This is a genomic window from Mesorhizobium sp. M0778 (assembly GCF_040320105.1).
Lineage (GTDB): Bacteria > Pseudomonadota > Alphaproteobacteria > Rhizobiales > Rhizobiaceae > Mesorhizobium.
This window is the reverse complement of the sequence record NZ_JAMYPA010000009.1, coordinates 79,171-100,938: the sequence shown is the minus strand read 5'-3', so window position 1 is coordinate 100,938 and position 21,768 is coordinate 79,171. Positions and strand designations below refer to the sequence as shown.

The 21,768-nt window shown below is 62.4% G+C and carries 28 protein-coding genes and 2 pseudogenes; 17 read left to right on the top strand and 13 right to left on the bottom strand.

The annotated features are described in order from the left end of the window. Positions 1 to 14 precede the first annotated feature (14 nt). The gene (locus NKI22_RS15100; protein ID WP_352639966.1) at positions 15 to 305 is read right to left on the bottom strand and encodes a hypothetical protein; all 291 of its coding nucleotides are present in this window, start codon (positions 303 to 305) and stop codon (positions 15 to 17) included. A gap of 188 nt (positions 306 to 493) precedes the next feature. Here NKI22_RS15100 and NKI22_RS15095 point away from each other — a divergent pair, with 188 nt between their 5' ends. Genes NKI22_RS15095 through NKI22_RS15080 form a run of 4 tightly spaced genes read left to right on the top strand, consistent with a single transcriptional unit; the run spans position 494 to position 2,223 of the window. Beyond that, the gene (locus tag NKI22_RS15095; RefSeq protein WP_352639967.1) at positions 494 to 1,336 is read left to right on the top strand and encodes an N-acyl homoserine lactonase family protein; all 843 of its coding nucleotides are present in this window, start codon (positions 494 to 496) and stop codon (positions 1,334 to 1,336) included. After that, positions 1,333 to 1,806, top strand: a complete 474-nt coding sequence (locus NKI22_RS15090) for a MarR family winged helix-turn-helix transcriptional regulator (protein WP_023719127.1) — start codon at positions 1,333 to 1,335, stop codon at positions 1,804 to 1,806. The genes NKI22_RS15095 and NKI22_RS15090 overlap by 4 nt, the downstream gene beginning before the upstream one ends. Further along, a complete protein-coding gene (locus NKI22_RS15085) occupies positions 1,775 to 1,999 on the top strand; it encodes an SRPBCC family protein (protein WP_352958550.1) in 225 nt (74 codons plus the stop codon). The genes NKI22_RS15090 and NKI22_RS15085 overlap by 32 nt, the downstream gene beginning before the upstream one ends. Next, a complete protein-coding gene (locus NKI22_RS15080; protein ID WP_352958547.1) occupies positions 1,963 to 2,223 on the top strand; it encodes an SRPBCC family protein in 261 nt (86 codons plus the stop codon). The genes NKI22_RS15085 and NKI22_RS15080 overlap by 37 nt, the downstream gene beginning before the upstream one ends. Positions 2,224 to 2,281: 58 nt before the next feature. Here the strand turns inward: NKI22_RS15080 and NKI22_RS15075 are convergent, their stop codons facing one another. Further along, positions 2,282 to 2,692, bottom strand: coding sequence for a GFA family protein (locus NKI22_RS15075; RefSeq protein WP_352715512.1), 411 nt, complete (start codon positions 2,690 to 2,692; stop codon positions 2,282 to 2,284). Beyond that, positions 2,685 to 3,599, bottom strand: a complete 915-nt coding sequence (locus NKI22_RS15070) for an NAD(P)-dependent oxidoreductase (RefSeq protein ID WP_352639969.1) — start codon at positions 3,597 to 3,599, stop codon at positions 2,685 to 2,687. Before NKI22_RS15070 ends, NKI22_RS15075 begins: the two co-directional genes overlap by 8 nt. A 142-nt stretch (positions 3,600 to 3,741) precedes the next feature. On the opposite strand from NKI22_RS15070, the gene NKI22_RS15065 reads away from it, so the two are divergent. The 4 genes and pseudogenes from NKI22_RS15065 to NKI22_RS15050 all read left to right on the top strand — a co-directional run bounded on the left by NKI22_RS15065 (position 3,742) and on the right by NKI22_RS15050 (position 7,993). Then, complete coding sequence (locus NKI22_RS15065) at positions 3,742 to 4,080, top strand: winged helix-turn-helix transcriptional regulator (RefSeq protein ID WP_352958545.1); 339 nt, start codon at positions 3,742 to 3,744, stop codon at positions 4,078 to 4,080. A 231-nt stretch (positions 4,081 to 4,311) separates the two neighbouring features. After that, entirely contained in the window at positions 4,312 to 6,357 is a 2,046-nt protein-coding gene (locus NKI22_RS15060; protein WP_352639971.1) for an ABC transporter ATP-binding protein/permease, read from the top strand. A 266-nt stretch (positions 6,358 to 6,623) separates the two neighbouring features. Continuing rightward, positions 6,624 to 7,097, top strand: a complete 474-nt coding sequence (locus tag NKI22_RS15055) for a VOC family protein (protein WP_352639992.1) — start codon at positions 6,624 to 6,626, stop codon at positions 7,095 to 7,097. 120 nt (positions 7,098 to 7,217) lie between these two features. Beyond that, a pseudogene (locus NKI22_RS15050) lies at positions 7,218 to 7,993 on the top strand (class I SAM-dependent methyltransferase). A 70-nt stretch (positions 7,994 to 8,063) separates the two neighbouring features. Here the strand turns inward: NKI22_RS15050 and NKI22_RS15045 are convergent. After that, on the bottom strand, positions 8,064 to 8,948 hold the full coding sequence (locus tag NKI22_RS15045) for a transcriptional regulator GcvA (protein WP_352639973.1): 885 nt from the start codon (positions 8,946 to 8,948) through the stop codon (positions 8,064 to 8,066). Positions 8,949 to 9,140: 192 nt separating this feature from the next. On the opposite strand from NKI22_RS15045, the gene NKI22_RS15040 reads away from it, so the two are divergent. The 6 genes and pseudogenes from NKI22_RS15040 to NKI22_RS15015 all read left to right on the top strand — a co-directional run bounded on the left by NKI22_RS15040 (position 9,141) and on the right by NKI22_RS15015 (position 12,252). Further along, positions 9,141 to 9,326 carry a DUF1127 domain-containing protein gene (locus NKI22_RS15040; RefSeq protein WP_352483125.1) on the top strand — a complete coding sequence of 62 codons (186 nt, stop codon included), beginning with the start codon at positions 9,141 to 9,143 and terminating at the stop codon, positions 9,324 to 9,326. Positions 9,327 to 9,398: 72 nt separating this feature from the next. Further along, entirely contained in the window at positions 9,399 to 9,881 is a 483-nt protein-coding gene (locus tag NKI22_RS15035) for a VOC family protein (RefSeq protein WP_352639974.1), read from the top strand. Positions 9,882 to 9,916: 35 nt separating this feature from the next. Next, complete coding sequence (locus tag NKI22_RS15030; protein WP_352639975.1) at positions 9,917 to 10,645, top strand: SDR family oxidoreductase; 729 nt, start codon at positions 9,917 to 9,919, stop codon at positions 10,643 to 10,645. A gap of 237 nt (positions 10,646 to 10,882) precedes the next feature. Then, a complete protein-coding gene (locus NKI22_RS15025; protein ID WP_023719136.1) occupies positions 10,883 to 11,317 on the top strand; it encodes an FKBP-type peptidyl-prolyl cis-trans isomerase in 435 nt (144 codons plus the stop codon). Positions 11,318 to 11,407: 90 nt separating this feature from the next. After that, positions 11,408 to 11,491, top strand: a pseudogene (locus tag NKI22_RS31450) (helix-turn-helix domain-containing protein); the annotation flags it as partial. An 83-nt stretch (positions 11,492 to 11,574) separates the two neighbouring features. Next, positions 11,575 to 12,252 carry an HAD family acid phosphatase gene (locus NKI22_RS15015; RefSeq protein ID WP_352815465.1) on the top strand — a complete coding sequence of 226 codons (678 nt, stop codon included), beginning with the start codon at positions 11,575 to 11,577 and terminating at the stop codon, positions 12,250 to 12,252. A gap of 48 nt (positions 12,253 to 12,300) precedes the next feature. Here the strand turns inward: NKI22_RS15015 and NKI22_RS15010 are convergent, their stop codons facing one another. Then, positions 12,301 to 13,281 carry a quinone oxidoreductase family protein gene (locus NKI22_RS15010; protein ID WP_352815463.1) on the bottom strand — a complete coding sequence of 327 codons (981 nt, stop codon included), beginning with the start codon at positions 13,279 to 13,281 and terminating at the stop codon, positions 12,301 to 12,303. 98 nt (positions 13,282 to 13,379) lie between these two features. Between NKI22_RS15010 and NKI22_RS15005 the strand changes: the two genes are divergently transcribed. Further along, positions 13,380 to 13,772: a winged helix-turn-helix transcriptional regulator gene (locus NKI22_RS15005; RefSeq protein WP_352483120.1), complete on the top strand. Its 393-nt coding sequence runs from the start codon at positions 13,380 to 13,382 to the stop codon at positions 13,770 to 13,772. Between the two features lie 75 nt (positions 13,773 to 13,847). Here the strand turns inward: NKI22_RS15005 and NKI22_RS15000 are convergent, their stop codons facing one another. Next, positions 13,848 to 14,453 (bottom strand): NADPH-dependent FMN reductase, encoded by a 606-nt coding sequence (locus NKI22_RS15000; RefSeq protein ID WP_023719141.1) that lies wholly within the window; start codon positions 14,451 to 14,453, stop codon positions 13,848 to 13,850. 90 nt (positions 14,454 to 14,543) lie between these two features. Between NKI22_RS15000 and NKI22_RS14995 the strand changes: the two genes are divergently transcribed. Then, positions 14,544 to 14,912: a winged helix-turn-helix transcriptional regulator gene (locus tag NKI22_RS14995; RefSeq protein WP_023719142.1), complete on the top strand. Its 369-nt coding sequence runs from the start codon at positions 14,544 to 14,546 to the stop codon at positions 14,910 to 14,912. A gap of 50 nt (positions 14,913 to 14,962) precedes the next feature. On the opposite strand, the gene NKI22_RS14990 is transcribed toward NKI22_RS14995, so the two are convergent. The 6 genes from NKI22_RS14990 to NKI22_RS14965 all read right to left on the bottom strand — a co-directional run bounded on the left by NKI22_RS14990 (position 14,963) and on the right by NKI22_RS14965 (position 20,124). Then, the gene (locus NKI22_RS14990) at positions 14,963 to 15,328 is read right to left on the bottom strand and encodes a hypothetical protein (protein WP_352850651.1); all 366 of its coding nucleotides are present in this window, start codon (positions 15,326 to 15,328) and stop codon (positions 14,963 to 14,965) included. A 97-nt stretch (positions 15,329 to 15,425) separates the two neighbouring features. Beyond that, positions 15,426 to 15,821 (bottom strand): acyl-CoA thioesterase, encoded by a 396-nt coding sequence (locus NKI22_RS14985; protein ID WP_023678380.1) that lies wholly within the window; start codon positions 15,819 to 15,821, stop codon positions 15,426 to 15,428. 215 nt (positions 15,822 to 16,036) lie between these two features. Then, on the bottom strand, positions 16,037 to 17,005 hold the full coding sequence (locus NKI22_RS14980; protein ID WP_352815460.1) for an MBL fold metallo-hydrolase: 969 nt from the start codon (positions 17,003 to 17,005) through the stop codon (positions 16,037 to 16,039). Between the two features lie 568 nt (positions 17,006 to 17,573). After that, positions 17,574 to 18,026 (bottom strand): nuclear transport factor 2 family protein, encoded by a 453-nt coding sequence (locus NKI22_RS14975; protein WP_352483117.1) that lies wholly within the window; start codon positions 18,024 to 18,026, stop codon positions 17,574 to 17,576. Between the two features lie 39 nt (positions 18,027 to 18,065). Continuing rightward, positions 18,066 to 18,728 (bottom strand): hypothetical protein, encoded by a 663-nt coding sequence (locus NKI22_RS14970; RefSeq protein WP_352815458.1) that lies wholly within the window; start codon positions 18,726 to 18,728, stop codon positions 18,066 to 18,068. Positions 18,729 to 18,837: 109 nt separating this feature from the next. Then, positions 18,838 to 20,124 carry a LuxR C-terminal-related transcriptional regulator gene (locus NKI22_RS14965; protein ID WP_352815456.1) on the bottom strand — a complete coding sequence of 429 codons (1,287 nt, stop codon included), beginning with the start codon at positions 20,122 to 20,124 and terminating at the stop codon, positions 18,838 to 18,840. On the opposite strand from NKI22_RS14965, the gene NKI22_RS14960 reads away from it, so the two are divergent. Next, positions 20,113 to 20,415, top strand: a complete 303-nt coding sequence (locus tag NKI22_RS14960; RefSeq protein ID WP_352483115.1) for a hypothetical protein — start codon at positions 20,113 to 20,115, stop codon at positions 20,413 to 20,415. The genes NKI22_RS14965 and NKI22_RS14960 overlap by 12 nt on opposite strands. A 317-nt stretch (positions 20,416 to 20,732) precedes the next feature. Here the strand turns inward: NKI22_RS14960 and NKI22_RS14955 are convergent, their stop codons facing one another. Continuing rightward, positions 20,733 to 21,668: a LysR family transcriptional regulator gene (locus NKI22_RS14955; protein WP_352815454.1), complete on the bottom strand. Its 936-nt coding sequence runs from the start codon at positions 21,666 to 21,668 to the stop codon at positions 20,733 to 20,735. Positions 21,669 to 21,768 lie beyond the last annotated feature (100 nt).

Sequence of the window (21,768 nt, the reverse complement as noted above, 5' to 3'; positions counted from 1 at the left end):
CACTCGCCGGGGCTTCAGCTGGCGCCCTGTGGCTTGTCCCTGCCGTTCCATTCCGCAGTGCGCGCCCGCGCCTCTTCGGCGATCAGCTTGAACTCCCGCATCTTCGCAGCCTCGATGGCGAATGCGCTGCTTGGCAGGACGCCGGGGTCCTCCTGACTGTTCTGAAACTGAAAACGGGCCTCCAGCTCGGCCCATATTCGCTCGGGTGCCGTATCCTTGCTGGCAAGCAGTGCGACGACCAGCGCCAAAGTCTCGCGCTGGGCGTTCAGCCGCCCTTCGATCTCTTCATTCGGCAATTCGGACATGCGGGTCGCTTCCAGTTCTGGCTCAACGGCAAAATCGCACCCTTGTTCCGGAATTCAGCGCCTGCGCGGTCGGGCTGAGCGGCAGATGCTCGCGATCGCTGTCGCGCTGATCTTTTCTCCTCCGTTCTATTGACTCCTAAATATATGACGTGTCATACGATGACATATCATCTAATGGAGAGGAAAAAATGAAAGTACATGCCATCCGGACCGGGTCGGTCCGCATCAAGACGGCCCAGATCGAAGGACGCGGCCATGGGCTTGCCAGCATCTTTGCCGACAGGAACTGGTCCGGCTGGTTGCCGACCTTCGCCTGGGCCATCGAGCATGACGAAGGCGTCATTGTTGTCGACACTGGACAGGCGGCGCATCTGCTGAACGGGCACGGACGCTCGCTGCATCCGTTCTTTCGCTGGGAAGTGCACTTTCGTATCGAGCCGGAAGAAGAGATCGGGCCGCAGCTGCGTGGCCTGGGCATCGGGCCGCGCGACGTGAAACGGGTGGTGCTCACGCATCTGCACATGGACCACGATGCGGGCCTGGTGCATTTTCCCCATAGCCAGATACTCGCCGCCCCCAGTGAGATCGACACGGCGTCGGGTTTCATGGGAATGCTCCGCGGCTACCTGCCGCAGCGCTGGCCCGACTGGTTCAACCCCATACGGCTCGAGCTCGACGATGGACCGTTCGGCCAATTTGCGGCGAGCAAGCGCTTGACCAAAGCGGGCGACGTCGTGGCGATCGCAACTCCTGGTCACACTGCCGGTCATCTTTCGGTGCTGGTGGAGGATGGCGACGCAACGCTCTTTCTCGCCGGCGACACCTCATACAACCAGGCACTGATGCTTGCCGGCAAGGTGGACGGCGTGGGACCCGATACCCAACTTGCCGCGACGACCCTGAGGGCCGTCCGGCAGCTCGCCCAGCAGCGGCCGACGATCTATCTGCCGACCCATGATCCGGAGAGCGCCGTGCGGCTGGCGACGCGTCAGCTGGTGACCGCCCCGCTCGAACTGGGAGCGGCGGCATGAAACCGGAAGAGGAGCTGCGATTCCTCATTCTCGGCGCCCAGCGCGAAGGCAACAGGCTGCTTACCGACTTGCTCTCGCCGCTTGGCGTCACCCCTTCCCAGGCTGAAGTCATCAGCTGCCTGAAGGCCGGCGGACCAATGTCGCTCAATGCTGTTGGCAAGCTGCTGGTCTGCGAGACCGGCAGTCCCAGCCGGCTGGTAAGCACGCTGGTCGAGCGGGCGCTCGTCGTCAGGCGGGAAAACTCCGACGATCGCCGGCAGGTGGAGCTCGAACTGACACAGGAGGGGCACCGGCTCGCCGCCGAAATCCGGCAGGTCGAATCCCGGCTTTACGGATGGCTGGGCCAGCGGCTCACGCCGAACGAGGTCACAACCGCCGTCGGGCTGCTGCGAGTTCTGGTCGCCGGAACAGCCGCCGGCAACGCAATCGCCCGGCGCGATGGGCCATCATCCGATCTCCCGAAGGAATAAGTCACAAATGTTCGACATATCAATCGAGATCGACAGGCCTGCCCAGACCGTCTTCCGTCATATCGAGGATATTGAAGCGGCTCCGGCCTGGTACTCGGCTGTGCAGTCCGTAGCCAAGCTCACGGCCGGCCCGGTCGGGCGGGTCCTCGAAACATCGTGGAGGTCACCGAGTTCGAAGTCGATGCACTGCTGACTTTGTCCAGCTTGAGCGGGCCGACGCCATTCACCTACCGCTTTCGGCTGGCGCCGACAGGCCACAGAACGCATCTCCACCTCGAGGGTTCGATTACCGGAAAAGGGCTTCCCGGGCCGATGGCGCTTCTCGCGCCGCTCGCGTCCAGCTTCTTCGAACGCGGCATGCGAATAAATCTTGAGAGCCTGAAGCGAATTGTCGAGACTGCTCGTCCAGCAGAGTGATCCCTGAAGTTCTGTTGCAACTCTGTGCCAGCGTCTGCACGCATCGCCATTTCGCTCCTCAAGCGACCTTGGGCAAGCCTTCCAAACAAAGCAATTTATGTTTCCTGTCAGGCCAGTGGAGCGTTGCCGGGGCCGGAAAATGCGGGTCCTCCAGACAGCCGACCGAGACCGACAGCGCATCCTTCAATCCTTCTGCCCGCATGAAGACGACCGATCCGCAAATGGTGCAGAATGTCTGCTTCAACCATTGTCCCGACGACCCGGTTCTGCGCCAAAATCTGGTCTCCCCTTTCTGTCCGACGAGGGCCGCGTTGGCGTAGATGGCCCGGTACGAAAACGCCGTGCCGGTACATCGCTGACACTCCAGGCAACTGCACGCGTAGACACCCCGCGGCTCTCCGGTGAGGATAAGTTCCACCGCCCGGCATGAGCAGGTCGCGGTTCGTCTCGTCTTACCGCCGCTATGCATTTGCCGTTTTCCTGCTCTGATGCGGTGAGCCGTTCCGAAACAGAGGCGCGAGAGATGCAAAATCATCTTCCATGCGCCCGAGCGAAAGCGCCTGCCGAAAGATCGTATCCATGGCGCGAGGCATACCCGCGTCGAGCCCTCGCTCCTCGCATGCCTCGAGCAGGTGCTGGAAGGCGCTGTAGTGGGCGCCCAATGATGCCAGCGTTGCGTCGTCGCCGGCAAAGCGCCTGGCATTTGTCCTATCGACCAGGTCGAAGAGAGCCGCATCGACCACCGGCTTGAATGCCGAGAGATGGCTCCGGAACATCTCCAGGCTGAGACCTTCGACCTCGGCAATAGCCATCCCCTGCAATGCTCCGAAGAGCCCGCCCCACATCTGGGTGAGCAGTGCGGTATCAAGCGCGGAAGCCTGGCCGGGAATCTCCCCGACAAAGCTGGTACCGCCGCCGAGCGCGAAAAGCAGGGGCTTGTGCGCCTCGTAAACGTCGCGGGAACCCGAATAGAGCAATGCAGTCTCCGGTTTTCCGATGAAATCCGGAGTGGCCATGATTGCTCCGTCCAGATATCCGGCACCATGCGCCTCCACCCAGCGAGCTTCTTCCCGCGCCAGGCGCGGTGAGCCGGAGGTGAGTTGCACGACGGCTTTACCGGCCAATACCGAAGCGACGCCGTCCTGCTTCAGCAAAGCGTCGCTGGCGGCATAGTCGAGAACATTGATGATCACGACATCGGCTGCTCGGAATCCATCCGCCACCGAAGGGGCGACCGTCGCGCCCAAAGCCGCCAACGGGCCACATTTTGCCGCGGTCCGATTCCAGACCCATGTTGGATAGCCGTAGCCGAGCAGCGTTCGAACAATGGACGAGCCCATTCGGCCCGCGCCGAGCACGCAGACATTCGATATCATGATGACTTCTCCGATAGGCGTTGGCCCTCGCGACGAGGGTTCGTTTATGTTTGGCGCGCCCAAGCCGAAGATATAAATTCTCAATGCGCTGAGAAGTACGCACCTTGAGGTAAGCGAGCGCTATCATGACAGGGACTGCCAAATGAGATGCAAGGAACCGGACAGCTGCGGTTTTGCCGCCGCACTGCAGGCCATCGGCGGAAAATGGAAAACCTCGCTGCTGTGGGAACTGCATCTGCGGCCATACCGCTTCGCGGAACTGCGCCGGTTGCTGCCCGGCGTCAGCGAGAAAGTGCTCACGCAACAATTGCGGCAGATGGAAGCCGACGGCCTGATCAGCCGGCGCTCTTACGACGAGGTTCCGCCGCGCGTGAAATACTCGATCACGCCGCTGGGCTTTAGCCTGAACGATGCCGTGACAGTGATGTCGGCGTGGGGAAAGCACCACGAAGCATGGAAATCCCAGCGGAAGGCGGCCTGAGGCAGTCGCTTCGGGAAAAGCGATGTCAGGCCGACCTTGCAGCTAATTTTGCGCGGCGCTTCTCCATGCGATGCGCCTGCCGGCGGAGCTGCGTCGCGGTCACAGGAGCCGATGCAGGAGCGAGGCCGCTACGGCAGCCGGCAATCATGAGCGAAACCCAGGCGCTGTTGGCAGCTGACCATCTCGAGCGGACGCTATGAAACCTTCTGATTTTTAAGCCGTTATCGCCGGATGCCCGAGGCTAGATTCAAGCCGAAATCGGTTGACGTCGCCCAATTGCGCGATGCCGAGAAGTCGCGCCACGAGAAACAATCGACTGTCGAAGCCGCGTCCGAGGTCGTCGGCGAGGCCGCGCCGCCGCCGGATTTCATCGAACCCGATCCGGAGCTGACACCCGAAGAGGCCGAGCAGGCGCGCAAGAGGTACCTGCTGAAGCGTTTCTGGATCAGCGCGCGCGGTTACTGGGGCAGCATTGGCGATAGGCTCGCTTGGCCGTGCACGATCGGGCTGTTGGTCCTGATCGTCACCAATGTCGGCTTCCAGTATGGGATCAATGTCTGGAATCGCGCGATTTTCGACGCCATTGAGCAACGCAACGCCCATACCGTATATCGGCTGAGCGCCGTTTTCGTGCCGCTCGTGCTCGGAAGCACAAGCCTTGTGGTGGCACAAGTCTTCTTTCGTATGACGATACAGCGCCGCTGGCGCTCCTGGCTCACCACCGCAGTCATCGCACGTTGGCTCGCAAGCGGCCGCTACTATCAGCTGAACCTCGTCGGCGGTGACCACAGCAATCCCGAAGCCCGCATCGCCGAGGATTTGCGGATTGCCACAGAATCGCCCGTCGATTTCATTGCCGGTGTCATCGTCGCATTTCTGTCGGCCTCGACCTTCATCGTGGTGCTGTGGACGATCGGCGGCGCCTTGACCCTGCCGATTGCAGGTTCGACCGTCACCATTCCCGGCTTCCTGGTCGTCACCGCGGTAATCTATGCCGCAATCACGTCCACCTCGATGGCGGTCATCGGCCGCCATTTCGTCCACCTCTCCGAGGAAAAAAACCAGGCGGAAGCTGAGTTCCGCTACACGCTGACGCGCGTGCGGGAAAACGGCGAGAGTATCGCATTGCTCGGCGGCGAGGAGGAGGAGCGCAGCGGCATGGACAAGACATTCGCCCATGTGCTCAGGCAGTGGGCGCTCCTTGCAGGCCAGCACATGCGCACAGCGCTGGTGTCGCAGGGGTCGAGCCTGTTTGCGCCGGTCGTGCCGGTTCTGCTTTGCGCTCCAAAGTTTCTCGAAGGCAGCATGACACTTGGACAGGTAATGCAGGCTGCCTCGGCCTTTGCCATCGTGCAGGGCGCGTTCGGATGGCTGGTCGACAACTACCCCCGTCTCGCTGATTGGAATGCCTGTGCACGGCGCATCGCCTCGCTGATGATGTCGCTCGACGGGCTCGAGCGGGCGGAACAGAGCAACACCCTTGGACGCATTAAGCGCGGCGAAACCCAAGGCGATGCGATGCTTGGGCTGAACAATCTCTCCGTGTCGCTCGACGACGGTACCGCCGTGGTCAAGGAAACCGAGGTCGTGATCAAACCAGCCGAGCGGGTGCTCGTTGCCGGCGAATCCGGCTCAGGCAAGAGCACGCTGGTGCGGGCCGTCGCAGGCCTGTGGCCGTGGGGTAGCGGCAGCGTCAACATCCACGCCGACAGACGGTTGTTCATGTTGCCGCAACGGCCTTACATCCCCACCGGGACGCTTCGCCGCGCAGTCGCCTATCCAGGCGCCGCCGACAACTGGACGCTGAAAAAGATCAAGGCGGCTCTCGACAAGGTGGGACTCGATTATCTCAACGCCAAGATCGAAGAGGACGCGCCATGGGACCAGACCTTGTCGGGTGGCGAAAAGCAGCGGCTCGCCTTCGCGCGTCTTCTGCTGCACAGCCCCGATATCATAGTGCTGGATGAAGCAACCTCAGCACTTGATGAGAAGAGCCAGGACAAGATGATGGAGATGATCATTCGCGAATTGCCGAAGGTCACCATCATCAGCGTAGCGCATCGCGCCGAGCTGGAAACCTTTCATAGCCGCAAGATCACGTTGGAGCGTCGCGAGGGCGGCGCAAAGCTTGTCAGCGATATCGATCTCGTCCCGCGCAAGGGCAGACGGAACTTGCTTGTGCGCCTCCTGAGGCACCGGGGCGCCCAACCGAAAGCCAGCACGCCCTTGAGCAAAGCGGCGCTGCCCCAAACAAAGCTGCCCCAGACAAAAAAGTGAAGGCCACCGGTCGGGACCCGGCGGACCGTCGCCCGTTCGAGTCACTGCCCACATCTGGTCTTAAAAGTGCCAGCCGTGATACCTTGATGCCGTGCAGGTGTTGCTGTCGGAACGTCAGATGGCACGAGCGCATTCCATTTTCGTAGTGCAACGCCGAGGCTGGCTGTGCAAAAGCCCGGATTGACTTCAAGGCCCGGGTTGATTTCAAAAGCCCAGGTTGATCAAAAGCCCAGGTTGATTCAAAAGCAAAGGGACCAGCAATGACAATCGCCAAGAACACGATCTGCCTTTGGTATGACAAGGACGCCGAGGCTGCGGCCCGCTTCTATGCCGAGACTTTCCCCGACAGCTTGGTGAAATCCGTCCACCGCGCTCCCAGCGACTACCCGTCCGGCAAGGCGGGCGACGTGCTGACGGTCGAGTTCACGGTCGCCGGCATCCCCTGCCTCGGCCTCAATGGCGGTCCCGCGTTCAAACACAACGAAGCCTTCTCCTTCCAGATCGCCACCGACGATCAGCAGGAGACCGACCGCTACTGGAACGCCATCGTCGGCAAAGGCGGCCAGGAAAGTGCCTGCGGTTGGTGCAAGGACAAATGGGGCATCTCCTGGCAAATCACGCCGCGCGTTCTGACCGAGGCGATGGCTGCCGGCGGCGACGAAGCAAAGCGCGCATTCGAGGCGATGATGGAGATGAAGAAAATCGACGTTGCCGCGATCGAGGCAGCGCGGCGCGGCTGATAGTGCTGGGGTGACCCGAAGCAGAAGTCGGTGCATCACCCGGCTGAGGAGATCATCGACAAGATCAGAGCGGAGCGGCTGGGAATGCCGCCGTGCCCATCATGTCCAGGCAGGCGTGCGATGGTGTTGAACTGCGCCGAGTTTTACGACGCCGAGCTGCGACGGCACAACGAGGTCTTCAGGGCTGCCGTCAAGGCGGGAACGCGTGATCGCGTGCTCGATATCGGATGCGGCTCGGGACAATCTTCTCGCGATGCTGCCCGCGTCGCGGTGGAAGGCAGCGTGCTCGGGGTGGACGTATCGGCCGAGATGCTCGAGTTCGCCCGGAGGCGTAGCGCGGACGAGGGATTGCGAAACGTCGCCTTCGAGCGCGGCAATGCGCAATTGCTGGCGTTTCCGCCTGCCGGCTTCGATCTGTGCATCAGTCGCTTTGGCGTGATGTTCTTTGCCGATCCGGCGGCGGCGTTCGCCAATATCGGCCGGGCGATGCGACCAGGGGCAGGTCTTGTGTGGATGGTATGGCAGGGCCAGGACCGCAACGAGTGGGCGACTGCCATTCAGCGGGCGATTGCGCCGGGGACCGCCATATCGGCAGCCACCACCACCCCGTTTTCGCTCGGTGACCCGTCATCACCGCGGAGGTCTTGCGTGCGTCCGGTTTTGTTTCGGTCGACTTTGCCGAAGTGCATGAACCGGTTTTCTATGGCCTGGACGTCGACGCGGCTTATGACGCTTTGCTTGGCCTGCAACTGGTGAAGCATCCGCTGGCTAGCGCGGATGTGGATGTCGCTGCGGCGCTGCGGCGGTTGCGCGAACTGCTCGACGCGCGCTTGACCGCGGACGGCGTGCTTTTCGACTCGCGTGCCTGGATCATCACCGCAGTTCGGGCGAGCTGATAGTAGCGGTTTTTCGGACATTGATCTGTAGGCGAACTGTCCCCTCGGCTCGGCCTTCCCGTCACCCCATTTACGGCGTGACTTCCGAAAGCAGCCAATCCCGAAAAGCCTTGACTTTGCGCTGACGGATCGCCGCTGGCGGGTAGACGAGATAGAAGCTGGAGGGGGATTTCAGGGCGTGGCCGAAGGGCCGGACAAGTCGCCCGGCGGCAAGGTCGGCTGCAACGAGCATGGTCCGGCCGAGCACCACCCCTTCGCCTTGTGCTGCCGACTCCATGGCAAAGGTGGCAGAGTCGAAGGTAATCCCGCTCTGCGGGTCCACGCCCTCGACCCCGGCGCTTGCGAGCCAGGTCGCCCAGTCGATCGGAAAGCTGTCACGGATCAGCGTGTGATGTTTGAGATCCTGAGGCGTGCGGAGCGGATGTGCACCCTCAAGAAGCTTTGGGCTGCACACTGGAAACACCTCCTCGCCGGTCAAAAACTCTGACGTGAGCCCCGGATAATTTCCGCTGCCATAGCGGACCGCGACATCGATGCCGTCGCCGAGGAAATTCGTCAGCTTCCCGCTCGTCGAAACCCGCACATCGATGTCGCCATGCGCGCGGTGAAAGCGATAGAGGCGTGGCACCAGCCATCTCCCCGCGAAGCCATCGGAGGTACTGACGTTCAGTGTCGAGCTCGAATAGCGGGCCGTTGCTGCAGCGGTGGCGGCGGCCAACTGGTCGAGCACCTCGCGCACCGCCCGCGCATAGGGCTCGCCGACGGCGGTCAGGCTCACCGAACGCGTACCGCGCTCGAACAGCTGCACACCGAGCTGATCCTCAAGGTTCTTGATCGCCCGGCTGATGGCGCCGTGGGTGACATGAAGTTCCTCTGCCGCCTTGGAGAAACTCAACAGGCGCGCCGCCGCCTCGAAGCTCGGCAAGGTGGTGAGGGGAGGCAGCTTCCGGGGCATGATTCGATACCTGCATGTGTGAGCGTTGCTCACATACTGTCGCCGATAAATCGTTTGTCGTCCAGACCGGAAGACGGCATGTTTGCTCACGTAATCAGTCATCCGCCGCCGCTGCAAGAGGCAAGTCTGATGTGACTGATACTCTCGCTGACGAAAGTCGCGGGGCAACCGCCCACATCCACGGAGAGCACCATGAGCGCCAAACGAGTTGAACCCATCGTCGACGTCCTGACCGGCATGGCCGGCCGCATCCTCGCCTCGAGCAGCCGGCGCCGGACCGAGCGGCTGATTGCACGCTTCTCGACCCGCCGGCTCGAAGACCTCGGGTTTGCCCGCGACTGGGACGGCTCGATCTATCGGCAGTCGGACCGCCGCTAGCCTGAACGAAAGTAACGGCGGACAGGTTCTTCGCGAAAGATCGCTGTCGCAAGGAATTAACGGAGAACGGACATGGCCACCATCCATCCATTCCTCTGGTTCAACACCGACGCCAAGGAGGCCCGCGATTTCTATCTCTCGGTCTTCAAGAACGGCAAAGTGCTCGAGACGATCGAATACACCGACTGGGTGTCCGGAACCAACAAGACGGTCCCGCATGCCACCTTCGATTTCGAGCTCGAGGGACTGCACCTTACAGCGCTCAACGCCGGGCCGCAGCCGCCCTTCAACGAGCGGCTCTCGCTCTACATCGAGACCAAGGACCAGGCCGAGACCGACTACTATGAGGCGCTCACCGCCGGCGGCGGCAGGGAACAACCCTGCGGCTGGCTCACTGACAAGTTCGGCGTCTATTGGCAGGTCATCCCGGAAATCCTGCCGCGGCTCAGTGCCGATCCGGATCGCGAAAAGGCCAACCGCGTCCGGCAGGCGATGTATGGGATGCGCAAGATCATCATCGCCGACCTCGAAGCCGCCTACGCCGGCAAGGCTTGACCCTCACCTACATCGCAAACGAATGGAGACCTCCCGTGACATCGCTCGTGGACAGGAAAGTCATCGTCGTCGGAGGCAGCTCCGGCATCGGTCTTGGCGTCGCGGAAGCTGCGCTCAACAGCGGAGCGACGGTCGTGATCGTCAGCCGGTCGCAAGAGAAACTGCAGGCGGCCGAACGGACGCTCAATGCGGGTAATCGCGTGACAAGTTTGGTCGCCGACATGACCGACGAAGCAGACGTCGCTCGCCTGTTCGAAGAGGCCGGTCATTTCGATCACCTCGTATCGACCGCCGGAACACTGCCGCCCGGCGACCCCATCGAGCGCGCCGACATGGAGGCGGTGCAGCGCTTCGTCGACAACAAGCTGATTGGCGCCGTCATGCTCGCCAAGCACGCTGTGCGCACCCTGAGAGCCGGCGGCTCCATGACCTTCACGTCGGGTATCAACAAGGACAAGCCGCCGGTGCCGGGAGGTGCAGTCGTCTCCGCGATTGCCGGCTCATTCAGCTACTTCGCCCGCGCCCTGGCGCTCGAACTGGCCCCGACACGCGTCAATGTCGTGTCTCCCGGATGGGTCGACACACCGATGTGGGACATCGTTGGAGAAGCCAAATCCGGCTTCTTTGCCGACATGGCTGCCCGGTTGCCATCGAGAAAAATTCCGACCGCCGCGGACGTCGCCGCCGCCTACCTCTACCTCATGGAAAGTGACTTCACGACCGGCGAGACAATCCGCATCGATGGCGGCCATAACCTGATCTAGCCGCCATTTGCACGCCGCCTGAATGGGTTGAGGCGGCATGACCGCCAGTCCGGCGCACTGCTGCCGGAGGCGGCGAGCGCCGGCGGCGTCATGCCGGCGTCGCTCAATCGGGGTTTACATCGGCAGCCAGGCACCTAGTTTTAACGTTTCGCGCCGTGCACTTGAGTGCGTGGATGATCGAGGACGGGACCGTGAGCTCTGGCCGGCCCCTCAAAACCTTCCAAAAGGATGACTACCATGACACAGGCCAAGAATGGCGACACCGTGCGCATCAATTACAATGGCCGCCTCGCAGACGGCACCCAATTCGATTCTTCCGGCAACGAACCGCTGCAATTCACGCTGGGTGAAGGACAGGTGATTCCCGGTCTTGAAACCCATGTCGAGGGCATGGAGGTGGGCGCGAAAAGCACCGTGACTGTTCCCGCCGAGGCCGCCTATGGCCCCCACCGCCCCGAAGCGGTCATGACCGTTGACCGCGCCCGCGTACCAGACAACATCAACGTCGATATCGGCACTCGATTGCAGGTCAGAACCCCAGAAGGGCGCCCGATGCCGGTAACAGTCGTCGGCGTGGACGACGCCAGCGTCAAGCTCGACGGCAATCATCCGTTGGCCGGGCGGGATCTGGTGTTCGACGTTGAACTGGTCGAGATCGTTCAGGCGGCGTAGGGCACGGACAAGGCCGTGTTGGCTATGACCTGGGGTGACGCACTTGCGCCGGAGATTTCGGCGGTGCGTCACCTGTCGGAGGAAAAGACCGCGAGCAGCGCGGCGTTCGCGGTCGGTTACGAAAGCGTGTCACAATTCACCCGGGAGCACGGTCATCTGTTCGGTCTCGCTTGACAGCGGACTTCTCGTGGCCGCAAAGTCTCGTGATGCGGGCGATTGGTTGGAATAGAATTGCGCGTGTCGGGGCAATCGTGCTGATGATCGGCACAAATGTTCCTGTGCCGGCACGTTCCGATTCGCTCCTTCTCACAAGCCCGTCCCAGCCAGCCAATGTCGGCGATGCGATGCTGGCGGCTGCCAATTATCATGATTCCGGCGACTATGATCGCGACCTTGCCGCAGTGGCGAAGCAGGCCGGCGACTGGGTCGTCAAGCGCGCGACGGAGGTGCCTCGCCCCGCACTGGTGCTCGACATCGACGAGACCGCTTTGGCCAACTGGGAAGTGATCACACGTGACAATTTCGGCCGCCCGATCAGCGGCGCCTGCGATATCGCAATCGACGGTCCCTGTGGCTGGGCCGCCTGGGACCAGCTTGCGAAGGATCCGGCCATTGACCCGGTGCTGGAGGTCTTCCGGCAGGCGCGAACGGCGAAAGTCGCGGTGTTCTTCATCACCGGACGTCCGGAGGACCAGCGTCAGGCAACCGAACAGAACCTGCAGTCGGCGGGCTATGCCGGCTATGAGCACCTTTACATGGTCCAGCCTGGAGCCAAATATGGTTCCGCCGCAGATTTCAAGGCACCCATAAGAGCCGAACTCGAAAAGGCCGGCTACACGATAATTGCCAATGTCGGCGACCAGCCATCCGACTTGTTCGGGGGGCATGCCGAGAAGCTGTTCCTGTTGCCAAATCCGTTCTATCGGGTTCGCTGACGGCCGGAACGGCACAAGCCCGGATCCCCGGCTCCTTGCCGAGCACTACTAGGGTATCAAGACGACCTTGCCGGTCGCGCCGCGCTCCTCCAGCAGGCGATGCGCCTGACTGGCCTGGTCGAGCGGGAAGCGACCGCCGTTGGTCACTTTAAGCTCACCACTTGCCGCCAGATTGAAGAGCCCCGACAGGTCGTCACGGAGCACGTCTGGAGAGAGCAGCGGCAGCAGTGCAAAACCTCTCAGCGACTGGTTGCGGCCGATCATCGCCTCCATCTCCGGGCCGCCGAGCGCGTATCTGCCAAGTGCGGCAAACACCAGCTCTCCGCGAGGTGCTAGAGCCTCCAGCGCAACCGCGGTCAGCGGGCCGCCGACAATGTCGTAGATTATGTCGACGCCGGCGCCGCCGGCCGCTGCCCGGACGCGCTCTGGCCAGTCCGTTTTGCTGTAGTCGACGGCAACGTCGGCCCCCAGCGACAAAGCAAGATTGAGCTTGGCCTTGCTGCCGGCAGCCGCGATGACATTGCTCGCCCTTGCCCGCTTCGCAAGCTGGACAAGCAACGAACCGACGCCGCCCGCGGCAGCGGCGACCAGCACCGATTTGCCGGCCGGCGGGCTTTGCCGCGACAGATGCAACGCCGTCAGTCCTTGCACCATCAATGCCGTCGAGGCTTCGAACGAGAGCGCATCCGGCAAGGGCACGGCCAGGCTTGCGTCAATCGTCACATAATCGGCATAGCCGCCTAACGGGCGGCCCGAGGCGAACAACGGCGCGGCGACGCGCGTGCCGAGCAAGGAAGCATCCACCCCATGCCCGAGCGCCTCCACGATCCCGGCGGCCTCGACGCCAAGGATCATCGGCAGTTGCGGCGTCACCGCGTAGCGATCTGCGCGCATCAGCACTTCGAAGAAATTCACCCCGGCCGCACGAACGCGGACCAGGACCTCGCCGGCTTGCGGCTCGGGCTTCGGCACCTCAACCATTTCGAGAACGTCAGGGTCGCCGAAACGGTTCAGTTGAATGGCTCTCATCACATGCACCGATCGTTATTGGCATCGGCCGCTGTTTGCCACTATCTGCCTGGCTTCGACCACACACCGATTTGTCCGCCGCTGACCGGGAGGTGACCATGGCCAAGCTGATCAAGAGACTGCCGATGCTGCCGGCCGAGCGCGCGCTGAAAGTGATTTCGGGCCGCTGGAAGGCGATCATCCTCTACCATCTCTTCGACGGGCCGCGGCGGCTGTCGGCGCTGCAAGGATTGATGCCCAATATCACGCAGAAAGTGCTGATCCAGCAGCTTCGCGACATGGAAGAGCACGGCCTCGTTCGCCGCGAGATCTTTGCCGAGATCCCCTCGCGCGTGGAATATTCGGCGACGCGGCTCGGCCTCAGCCTCGAGCCCATCCTGCTGGCACTTTGCCAGTGGGGTCAGCACCACGCCGACGAGTTGAATGAGATGGACCGCCTTGCCGATTGCATCATCAGGCCAAGGCAAGCGCAGGACGCGCATGCCGTCTGAAAAAAACGGGCGGCGCATGCGCCGCCCTGAATCCTTGGGAGAATTAATCCTTGGGAGGATTGTTCGAACCTGCGCTCAGGCCGCCTTGACTTCCTCGGCGACGGCATCGGCCTGACGCGCCGTCTTCAGTACCCTGGCCCACCATGCAATGTCGTTGACGAGCGCGGTTGCCGCCTGGTTGAGGTGCTCGAATTCATCGAGCTTCTTCTCACCTTGCTTGACGGCAAGGAAATCGGCCCAGGCGATGTGGACGGCGGACTTCACCGGCGCCATCTGCAACTCGACCGCATGCAGCCTCAGCTGCTCGACCGCACGCGCGCCACCAACGCTGCCATAGCCGACGAAGCCGGCCGCCTTCTTGTTCCACTCGTTGGCGGCGTAGTCGATGGCGTTCTTCAGCACGGCCGTCGGGCCATGATTGTATTCGGCGGCGGTGAAGATGAAGCCGTCGAATCCGGCGACCTTCTTTTGCCAGCGCTGCGCCACTTCGTTCTGCGACGGCGCCCAGGCGGAGGATGCGACCTCATCGAAGAACGGCAGCGGGAAATCGCGCAGGTCGACGACTTCGACATCGATGTCGGCATGCGACCTGGCGATCTTGGCAATCCATTGGGCCGGGACGTCGGCAAAGCGCGCGGCGCGGGTCGAACCAATGACGATGGCGATTTTGGGTTTTGACATAGAGGGGCTCTCCTTACAGGAATACTGGTATCGTTTAGATACCTGCGCTATATGAGTAACTGGCCGCTCAATGTGCAAGGAGGCACTTTTTTGTTACCAAGGCACCCGCACCGCACCGAGGACTGCCGCGCCATCTCGGAAATCCTGCAGCGCGTCGGCGACAAATGGACCGTGCTCGTCGTCGGCAAGCTCGGCGACGGGCCGCTGCGTTTCAACGAGCTGCGCAGCGCGGTCGGCGGCATTTCACAGAAGATGCTGACCACCACTTTGCGCGGGCTCGAGCGCGACGGCTTCGTCACGCGCACCGTGTTCGCGACCATCCCGCCGCGGGTCGACTACGAATTGACCGACCTTGGCTACGAGCTTCTGGTGCCGGTCGGTGCACTCGGCGAATGGGCGCGCAAGAACACCGAGCGTGTCAAGGTCGCGCGCGAAAAATTCGACGCCATGCACAGCTGATCCCTTGCGCTGCAAGGGTTTGAACCTGTCGGGGATCCTCCGGATGAGCCCTACTGCTGTAATTGCATCTTGCTCTTCGGCAGCTTCTCGATCCGGTTCCATTTCGGGTTGGGACTGACCACCTTGCCGCCAATCGTGCAGGTCGTGGTCGTCTCCTTCCGGCAATTGCTCACCGTCGTACCGCTGGTGTCGCATTTCGTCGCCGAGCAGATCTCGCACTTGGCCGCCTGCCCGTTGATCGTGCGGTTTTCCGACGTACAGGTGGCGCCTGGATCGCCTTTTTTGACCTCGGCAAAAGCGCTTGCGGACGACAGGCAGAGCAAGCCTGCAAAGGCACCCGCCAGGGCAGCGTTCAGCGTGTGTTGACGCATTGTCTTTCCTCCCAAGATCCCGTCTGTCGCGCTGCAGGCGCGCATGCGGGAACCCGCTAGCCAAAGACCACGCCGGATCGCTGCCCGCATCCCCCGCGCGGGAGAGACGGCTGTTTAAATCCGTCTTCTGGAATCAGGCCGGTCAGCCTTCGGCCGGAACCGCCTTCGGCTTGCCTTCGCCGTCCAGCGCCACCATGACGAAGTCGGCATGGGTGACCTTCTCCATCAGGTCGGAGAGATAGCGCTGCGCCCAGGCCTCGACCTTGAGCGTCATCGAGGTGCGGCCGACGCGTTCGACATGCGTATAGATGCATAGCGTGTCGCCGATCTTCATCGGCTTGGCGAAGGACATTTCCTTCACCGCCGCCGTCACCACGCGGCCCTTGGCGCGCTCGGCGGCGCGGATGCCGCAGGCCAGATCCATCTGCGCCATCACCCACCCGCCGAAGATATCGCCCGCCGCATTGGCATCCGAAGGCATGGCCAGCGTCCTGAGCGTCAGATCGCCGATCGGCCGCCCGTCCGCGTAATGCACCATTTGGCCAATCCTCTCGAAGCCGATCGTCCGATCCCGTATCGTCATGGCATGGACAGGTCAACGCCACTGAACAGTGTCGCGGCTTGAAGTTCGGCTATCGGTCGACAGTGTGGAAAAAATGCTGTGCGGAGCTAGACGAGCGCAACCAGCAGGATTGCATTCCATGGCCGAGGTAAGAAAGCTGGCGCGCGCAAGAGCTTATCAATAGGCGTGCTTCACAAAGCGGGCCAGGGCGTCGGGACGTAGGCGTAGGCGTTGCCTTCGCGGATAACATGCCCGATGCCTGGGAAGGGCAGGTGCATACCTGCGACGAGCAGGCCATCCGCTGACACCATGTCAAGCACCTTCTTGCGTGTGGCGATTGCGGCCTCCTGGTCCACGTCGAAGGCGATTGCCCATTCCGGATGCGCAAATTGCAGCGCGGAGGCGTGGATTACGTCGGTGAAGAGCAGCAGGTTGGCGTCACCAGAGCCAATCCGAAGCGCGAGATGCCCCGGCGTGTGTCCAGGCGCAGGCAACGCCCTGATCCCGGGCGCGATCTCGACTTCGCCTTCGATCTTCCGGACCTTGCCATGGTAAGGCACCAGCGATTTGCGCGCTATTTCGAAGTACGGTTTCATCTGGTCGGGCGCCTTGGACCGGATCCCGTCATCGTGCCAGAAAGCGAATTCCGGCGCGGTAACCACGACCTCCGCTGCCGGGAAAGCGGCCTTGCCTCCAATACCGACAAGGCCGTTGGCATGGTCGGGATGGAGGTGGGTGATGATTACCGTGTCGATTTCTTCCGGCCTGACGTCAGCGGCGGCCAGCGCCTCGGGTATATGTCCTAGTATGGGCCCCATCGCCGATGCCGAGCCGGTATCGATCAGCACCCGTTTGTCGCCCTTGGTAACAAGGTAGGCGTTGACCGAGGTCGGGAGTGCTTTTGGCAGGAATGCCTTTGCCAGGAGCGCTTCAGCGGCAGCCGGATCCGCGGAAGGGAAGAGTTCGAGGCCGAGATTGAGGTAGCCGTCGCTCAGCGCTGTGATCTCGAGGTCGCCGAGCATGAACCTGTGGGCGGTCGCAAGCGAAGCCGGAGACGCGGCGATAGGCGCAGCGTTGCTCGCAAAGAGGCTGATCGGGGAAAGTAGTAGGGCGCCGGCACTAAAGGTGCCGAGGCCGAAGGTTCGACGGTCGATATTCATGGTCTTGTCCTTCGAATTGCAGATGAAGCTAGTCCCAGGCTACGTCGTCGCTGGCAGGGCGGATGCCGACCGCTCGGACCACTCTTGCCGGGGGTCGGCGCGGTTTATGGCCAACTCCTTGCGACATCTAATCCGCCTCACAAATAGTGATGGGATGCAGTTCACTGCTGCAGCTTATGCAGCAGTGAACTTAAGCGGGTAAGGCCGCTGGTTTGGCCCTTCGAACGGCCTCGCTGAGCCCAGGCTTCGCCTACTGGACAGGCTTCCGGGGTTCGAGCGCTCGGCGCAACGTCGGCGCCTCTTGCTCGATATGATCCCACAGACGGTTCGAGATCGGCCCGTGCGGCCGGTCGCGGCGCGCCACCGCGAACTCCTCGGTACGGCCTGGCAGATGACGGCCGGACGCTCCACGCGAACGCAAGGAATGGCCGGATTGCTGGACTAGCCGGACGTTGAATGTGGATCAATTCGGGCTGAAAAGAAGCAAAGTTCTGGCTCCATGACGGCGGCAGAGCCGATGGTCCCGCCAGCGCAATTCCTTTCCCTGCCCGTTTCGGACCGACGCTTTTCAGAACGCGAAATCCGCGGACTGAACGACATCGGCTGGGAGCCAGGTTTCATGAACCTGCAAGATCTCGGGCCCGCGGCTGTAGCCGCGATCGCGGACCACCATCGTCGTGACCCGGCCATTGTTCGGTTCATCGGAGTCCTTCGCGTCGCGTTGCCATTCGTGGTAGTTCACGACCGCCAGGTCGGCGCTTTGATGGCTGATCCGGATGTCGCGTATTTTGATACGGAAGGCCGGATTCGATCCGTAGATGCTCTTCATGTAACCTGCGAAGTCTTTTTTCCCGAACGCCCTGCCGCCTGGCATGATGGCGACCAGATCGTCGCTGATCCGGTCGAGCGCGTTCTTCTTGAACGTCGCGTCGTCGCCAGGGCATCGGCCCGCCACCCAGTCGGTGAAGAATTCGTGGATGTCGTGGATCGTCGCCTCGATTTCCTTCGTTTGAAGGGACATTTTTTCCTCCTGTCTCAAGATGATGCTGGATCAGGCGCTTTACGCCGCGGCTTGCCCCGACCGGACGCTACTTGAGGACAGCCCGTACCACGTGAGCCACAGGCACATGAGAAGCGAGGAAATCAGCCAGATCGGACCCCCGATGCCGATCCCGAGCTGCTCACCGAGTGTCCACCCGGTTGCCGAAAGGATACCGAACGCCGAGCCGACGATTGCGGCCCATCGGGGCAGTATCCCGACGTTATCGCGGGCGTCGTAATACGCGACAAGCGCTGTCGCCAAGGCCAGCGCCCAGAATCCGTTACCCATGCCGCCGGAAAACGCCCACCAGGTCATGAAGGCGTTGGTGTCACCCCGGTCGGCCGCGACCGCGACCACCGATGCCTCGGCGACTGCGGTGGAGAACGTGGTCAGGGCGCCGAGAGCCATCACCATCCAGGCGGAACTCAGCATCGGCGAATGCCGGACCCGGGGGTCGAGCGCCAGGTTCAGGAACGAAGCGCCGGCGATCAGGAACAGCGCCGCTGCCGCCGTCCAATGGACCGTAGCCCATCGCCCATGGCCCTCGGCGATATTCTGCATCTGAACAGACAAATCCGCGTCCGGTGGCCCGTGAAAGACGAGCGCAGCCGCCAGCAGCAGCGTTCCGGTGGCGAGCCAGACACCACCCGGCCCGCTCATGCTGTTATTATTCGTTTGCATCGGGAAAACCTCCTGTGGCCTTTGCCACGCCATGAAGTTTAGACCCGCGCCACGGTTACCCGCTTCGGCGTAAATACCCACGCAGCGAGAAATTTTGGCTTGGGTAGGATTACCCAGATACGCCCATGCCGATCAGGCCGTGCTCGACCGCAAAGGCCGTGGCTGCCGCGCGCGTGCGCACGTTCAGCCGCGTCAGGATATCGCTAACGTGACGGTCTACCGTCCGCTGGCTCAGACTGAGCTCGCCGGCAATTTCCGGGTTGGTCAGGCCTGACGCGATCAGGCGCAGAACCTGCGTCTGTCTGGGGGTGAGAGCTTCGCTGCCTGTCGCCGTCATGATAGCCCGCAGCTTGCCGGCAACGGCTTCGTCGGGGCGCGCGCCGAGCTCGCGGAAAAGTCTTATCGCTTCGTCCAGTTCGGTCTGCGCCGCTTCAGTATCGCCGGTTGCGAGACAGGCCCGCGCTGTCAGCACCCGCATCCGGGCAAGATGATAGGGCGCCCGAAGGTCCCAGAGGATCTCCACTGCGCGCCGGATATGGGCCAATGCCTCCGCGGCTCGACCAGCATGGATCAGCACCCGCGCGGTAGCCTCGGCGGCTGCGGCGCGGACTGCATCCGCGGAATATTGGCGCGCGCAGTCGCGCAGTGTTTCGCACAGTTCCCAGGCGTCATCGGTCGAACCGACAGCGAGAGTGATTTCCACCGCAGCCGGCAAGAGGCGGAGTTTGCCCGGCATGTCATCGACCGACTGCAGTGCGCGGCGGATCGCCGAAAGGGCCGGCTGCTCGTGCCCCTGCTGCAATCGCATAAGCGCCAGTCCCGGCTGCGGATCGAACCCGAGCCTGCTCGCTGCGCGATAGGCGGCATCGGCCTCGTCCCATTGGCCGCGGAGGCGAAAGACCTCGCCCTTCTGGTAGAATGCCGGACCGGCGTGGTGCTTCGAGGGCCCCTGCTGAAGGCGGATGCTGGCGACACTGGCCTCGCGGCCGGCCTCGTCCCAGTGGCCGTCGAGGATCAGGATTTCGGCCCGGTGGATCAGGCATCGGCCGGTGAAGGCAACGATGTCGGGCTGTCCCGCGCACCATCCGATCAGCGCCGATGTCCATTCCCTCGCCCGGCTCGTGGCATGAAATTTCTGACAGATGTCGATCACGCTGCAGTAGACCAGCCCGGTAACGATCGGTGAGAGCCGGCCCGAGGTGACCGAAACCATCGCTTCGTCCAGCAGTTCGAAGCCTCGCACATAGTCGCCGCGCACGATCAATATCCGACCCTGAAGGTGGCGCGCGATAGCCAAGAGGTCCGGATCTTCGCAGCGCTGTCCGATCTCCGCGGCACGTGTTGCGTGGGTGAATGCTTCGTCCGGACTGTCGGCGGCGAGGCATTGTTCGACCATTGGGAGCTGAAGGTAACCTTGTTCTGCACATTCCGGCGCATGATCCGCGACCAACCGGTTGGCGCGGGTCAGCCATCCGCTGCCTTGGGCGAATTCGCCGCGAAACATCAGGGTGAGCCCGATCCAGAAGCCGCAACGCGCTGCGGATCGTTCGCGTCCGTTCCGGAGATGCTCTTCGAAAGCCCTCTCGTAGTCCCGAACGAATTCCTCCTCGCGCCCAAGCATGTAGGCGGCTTCCCCGAGGCGCTGGAGCTCGGCGCCGCCAAGTTCACTGCGGCGGTCTCTGTCTGACCGTTCGCGGTGAAGCCTGGACCAATCTCCGCGATTGGCTAGCTCCGCATACGGATCCGATGCAACTGCACCGTCTTCCGGCGACTTGTCGGGTGATCGGTCGGAGGGCGCGGGCATATCCTCAGAATAGCACATATCTTGCTGAGGAGGTGGCGGCAGGTTACCGACATGGCAGAAGTTCGTTTCGGGCTCAATCGAGCCGTTCATCGCGTCCGCCGCCGAGGACCGGGAAGGGTCGCACCCTGCCGTCTGCAAGGTGTTTGTCCAGCGACTGTTGTGTGGCGAAACCGGCTAAAATCCCAGTCGTGTGAAACTTGTCATGGCCGCTTAGGTGTCATTTCGCCCTCTACCGGAACCGCCCCCAACGTCGGCGCCTCTTGCTCGATATGATCCCACAGACGGTTCGAGATCGGCCCGTGCGGCCGGTCGCGGCGGCGCGCCACCACCAATTCCTCGGTGCGGCCTGGCAGATGACGGCCGGCAACGGATTGCAGGCGTCCATCGCGCAGCTCATCCTCGATCAGGAAGCGGGGCATGTGGCCCCACGCGAGGCCCTGCAGGATGATTTCCTTCTTCATCCCCTGATCGGCCACCATGCATTGAGGCGCACCCTCGATCATGAAGTAGTCTTGTTGCGGTGAATGGCGGGCCGTGTCGCGCATGACACATTGGGTGAACGCGTGCATCTGATCCGGCGTGATGGGGTGCTTGATGCGTTCCGGCAGAAAGCCCGAGGCTACTACTGGGACGAAGGGCATCTTGCACAGATCGATCCATTCCACCCGCGGATCGCTCTTGTCGATCCAGTGCAGGATCAAATCGGCTTCGTCATCGAAGAGGCGCTCCCACGGGCCGCCCACCGCCTCGAAGTGCAGATGCAGGCGTGTGCCCGGACACTGGGCGAAGAACCGTCCGAGCATGCCCAGCGCCTGCGGGCGCGGGCACAGGTCGCCGATCACCACATGGATCTCGCTTTCTTCGCCCATTGACAGCTGAGCAGCATGAAGCCGCAAGCCTTCCAGCTCGCGCAGCAGCGATTGTGCCCTGCGATGGAACGACAGCCCTGCCTCGGTAGGGCGCACGCGATAGCCGCTGCGATCCAAAAGAACGAGGTCGAGTTGCCGCTCCAGCTTTGCCACGGCGGCGAACACCGCGGGATGCGAGCGACGCAGCATGGCCGCCGCAGGCTGAAAACCGCCGGAGCGGACCACGGCATCGAAGCATTGCAGGTCGTGCAAGGTGAATTCGGCCATGTCAGTTTCTATTACAGAGATTGTCCCATCTTTGTAATATCATCAAAAGCGTACCGCCGCTAGGCTTTGCCACATTCAACGCTCCGAAAAGGAAGGTATG

Bases quoted from the DNA above. Each gene is read 5' to 3' on its own strand.
- NKI22_RS14990 (WP_352850651.1), bottom strand. From the start codon at position 15,328: ATGCGCGCCTGCAGCGCGACAGACGGGATCTTGGGAGGAAAGACAATG.
- NKI22_RS15010 (WP_352815463.1), bottom strand. From the start codon at position 13,281: ATGAGAGCCATTCAACTGAACCGTTTCGGCGACCCTGACGTTCTCGAA.
- NKI22_RS14980 (WP_352815460.1), bottom strand. From the start codon at position 17,005: ATGAATATCGACCGTCGAACCTTCGGCCTCGGCACCTTTAGTGCCGGC.
- NKI22_RS15085 (WP_352958550.1), top strand. From the start codon at position 1,775: ATGGGCCATCATCCGATCTCCCGAAGGAATAAGTCACAAATGTTCGAC.
- NKI22_RS14975 (WP_352483117.1), bottom strand. From the start codon at position 18,026: ATGTCCCTTCAAACGAAGGAAATCGAGGCGACGATCCACGACATCCAC.
- NKI22_RS15100 (WP_352639966.1), bottom strand. From the start codon at position 305: ATGTCCGAATTGCCGAATGAAGAGATCGAAGGGCGGCTGAACGCCCAG.
- NKI22_RS15000 (WP_023719141.1), bottom strand. From the start codon at position 14,453: ATGTCAAAACCCAAAATCGCCATCGTCATTGGTTCGACCCGCGCCGCG.
- NKI22_RS15040 (WP_352483125.1), top strand. From the start codon at position 9,141: ATGAGCGCCAAACGAGTTGAACCCATCGTCGACGTCCTGACCGGCATG.
- NKI22_RS14970 (WP_352815458.1), bottom strand. From the start codon at position 18,728: ATGCAAACGAATAATAACAGCATGAGCGGGCCGGGTGGTGTCTGGCTC.
- NKI22_RS15045 (WP_352639973.1), bottom strand. From the start codon at position 8,948: ATGCCCCGGAAGCTGCCTCCCCTCACCACCTTGCCGAGCTTCGAGGCG.
- NKI22_RS15095 (WP_352639967.1), top strand. From the start codon at position 494: ATGAAAGTACATGCCATCCGGACCGGGTCGGTCCGCATCAAGACGGCC.
- NKI22_RS15005 (WP_352483120.1), top strand. From the start codon at position 13,380: ATGGCCAAGCTGATCAAGAGACTGCCGATGCTGCCGGCCGAGCGCGCG.
- NKI22_RS15025 (WP_023719136.1), top strand. From the start codon at position 10,883: ATGACACAGGCCAAGAATGGCGACACCGTGCGCATCAATTACAATGGC.
- NKI22_RS15075 (WP_352715512.1), bottom strand. From the start codon at position 2,692: ATGCATAGCGGCGGTAAGACGAGACGAACCGCGACCTGCTCATGCCGG.
- NKI22_RS14955 (WP_352815454.1), bottom strand. From the start codon at position 21,668: ATGGCCGAATTCACCTTGCACGACCTGCAATGCTTCGATGCCGTGGTC.
- NKI22_RS15070 (WP_352639969.1), bottom strand. From the start codon at position 3,599: ATGATATCGAATGTCTGCGTGCTCGGCGCGGGCCGAATGGGCTCGTCC.
- NKI22_RS15015 (WP_352815465.1), top strand. From the start codon at position 11,575: ATGATCGGCACAAATGTTCCTGTGCCGGCACGTTCCGATTCGCTCCTT.
- NKI22_RS15090 (WP_023719127.1), top strand. From the start codon at position 1,333: ATGAAACCGGAAGAGGAGCTGCGATTCCTCATTCTCGGCGCCCAGCGC.
- NKI22_RS14985 (WP_023678380.1), bottom strand. From the start codon at position 15,821: ATGGTGCATTACGCGGACGGGCGGCCGATCGGCGATCTGACGCTCAGG.
- NKI22_RS15065 (WP_352958545.1), top strand. From the start codon at position 3,742: ATGAGATGCAAGGAACCGGACAGCTGCGGTTTTGCCGCCGCACTGCAG.
- NKI22_RS15035 (WP_352639974.1), top strand. From the start codon at position 9,399: ATGGCCACCATCCATCCATTCCTCTGGTTCAACACCGACGCCAAGGAG.
- NKI22_RS15060 (WP_352639971.1), top strand. From the start codon at position 4,312: ATGCCCGAGGCTAGATTCAAGCCGAAATCGGTTGACGTCGCCCAATTG.
- NKI22_RS14965 (WP_352815456.1), bottom strand. From the start codon at position 20,124: ATGGTCGAACAATGCCTCGCCGCCGACAGTCCGGACGAAGCATTCACC.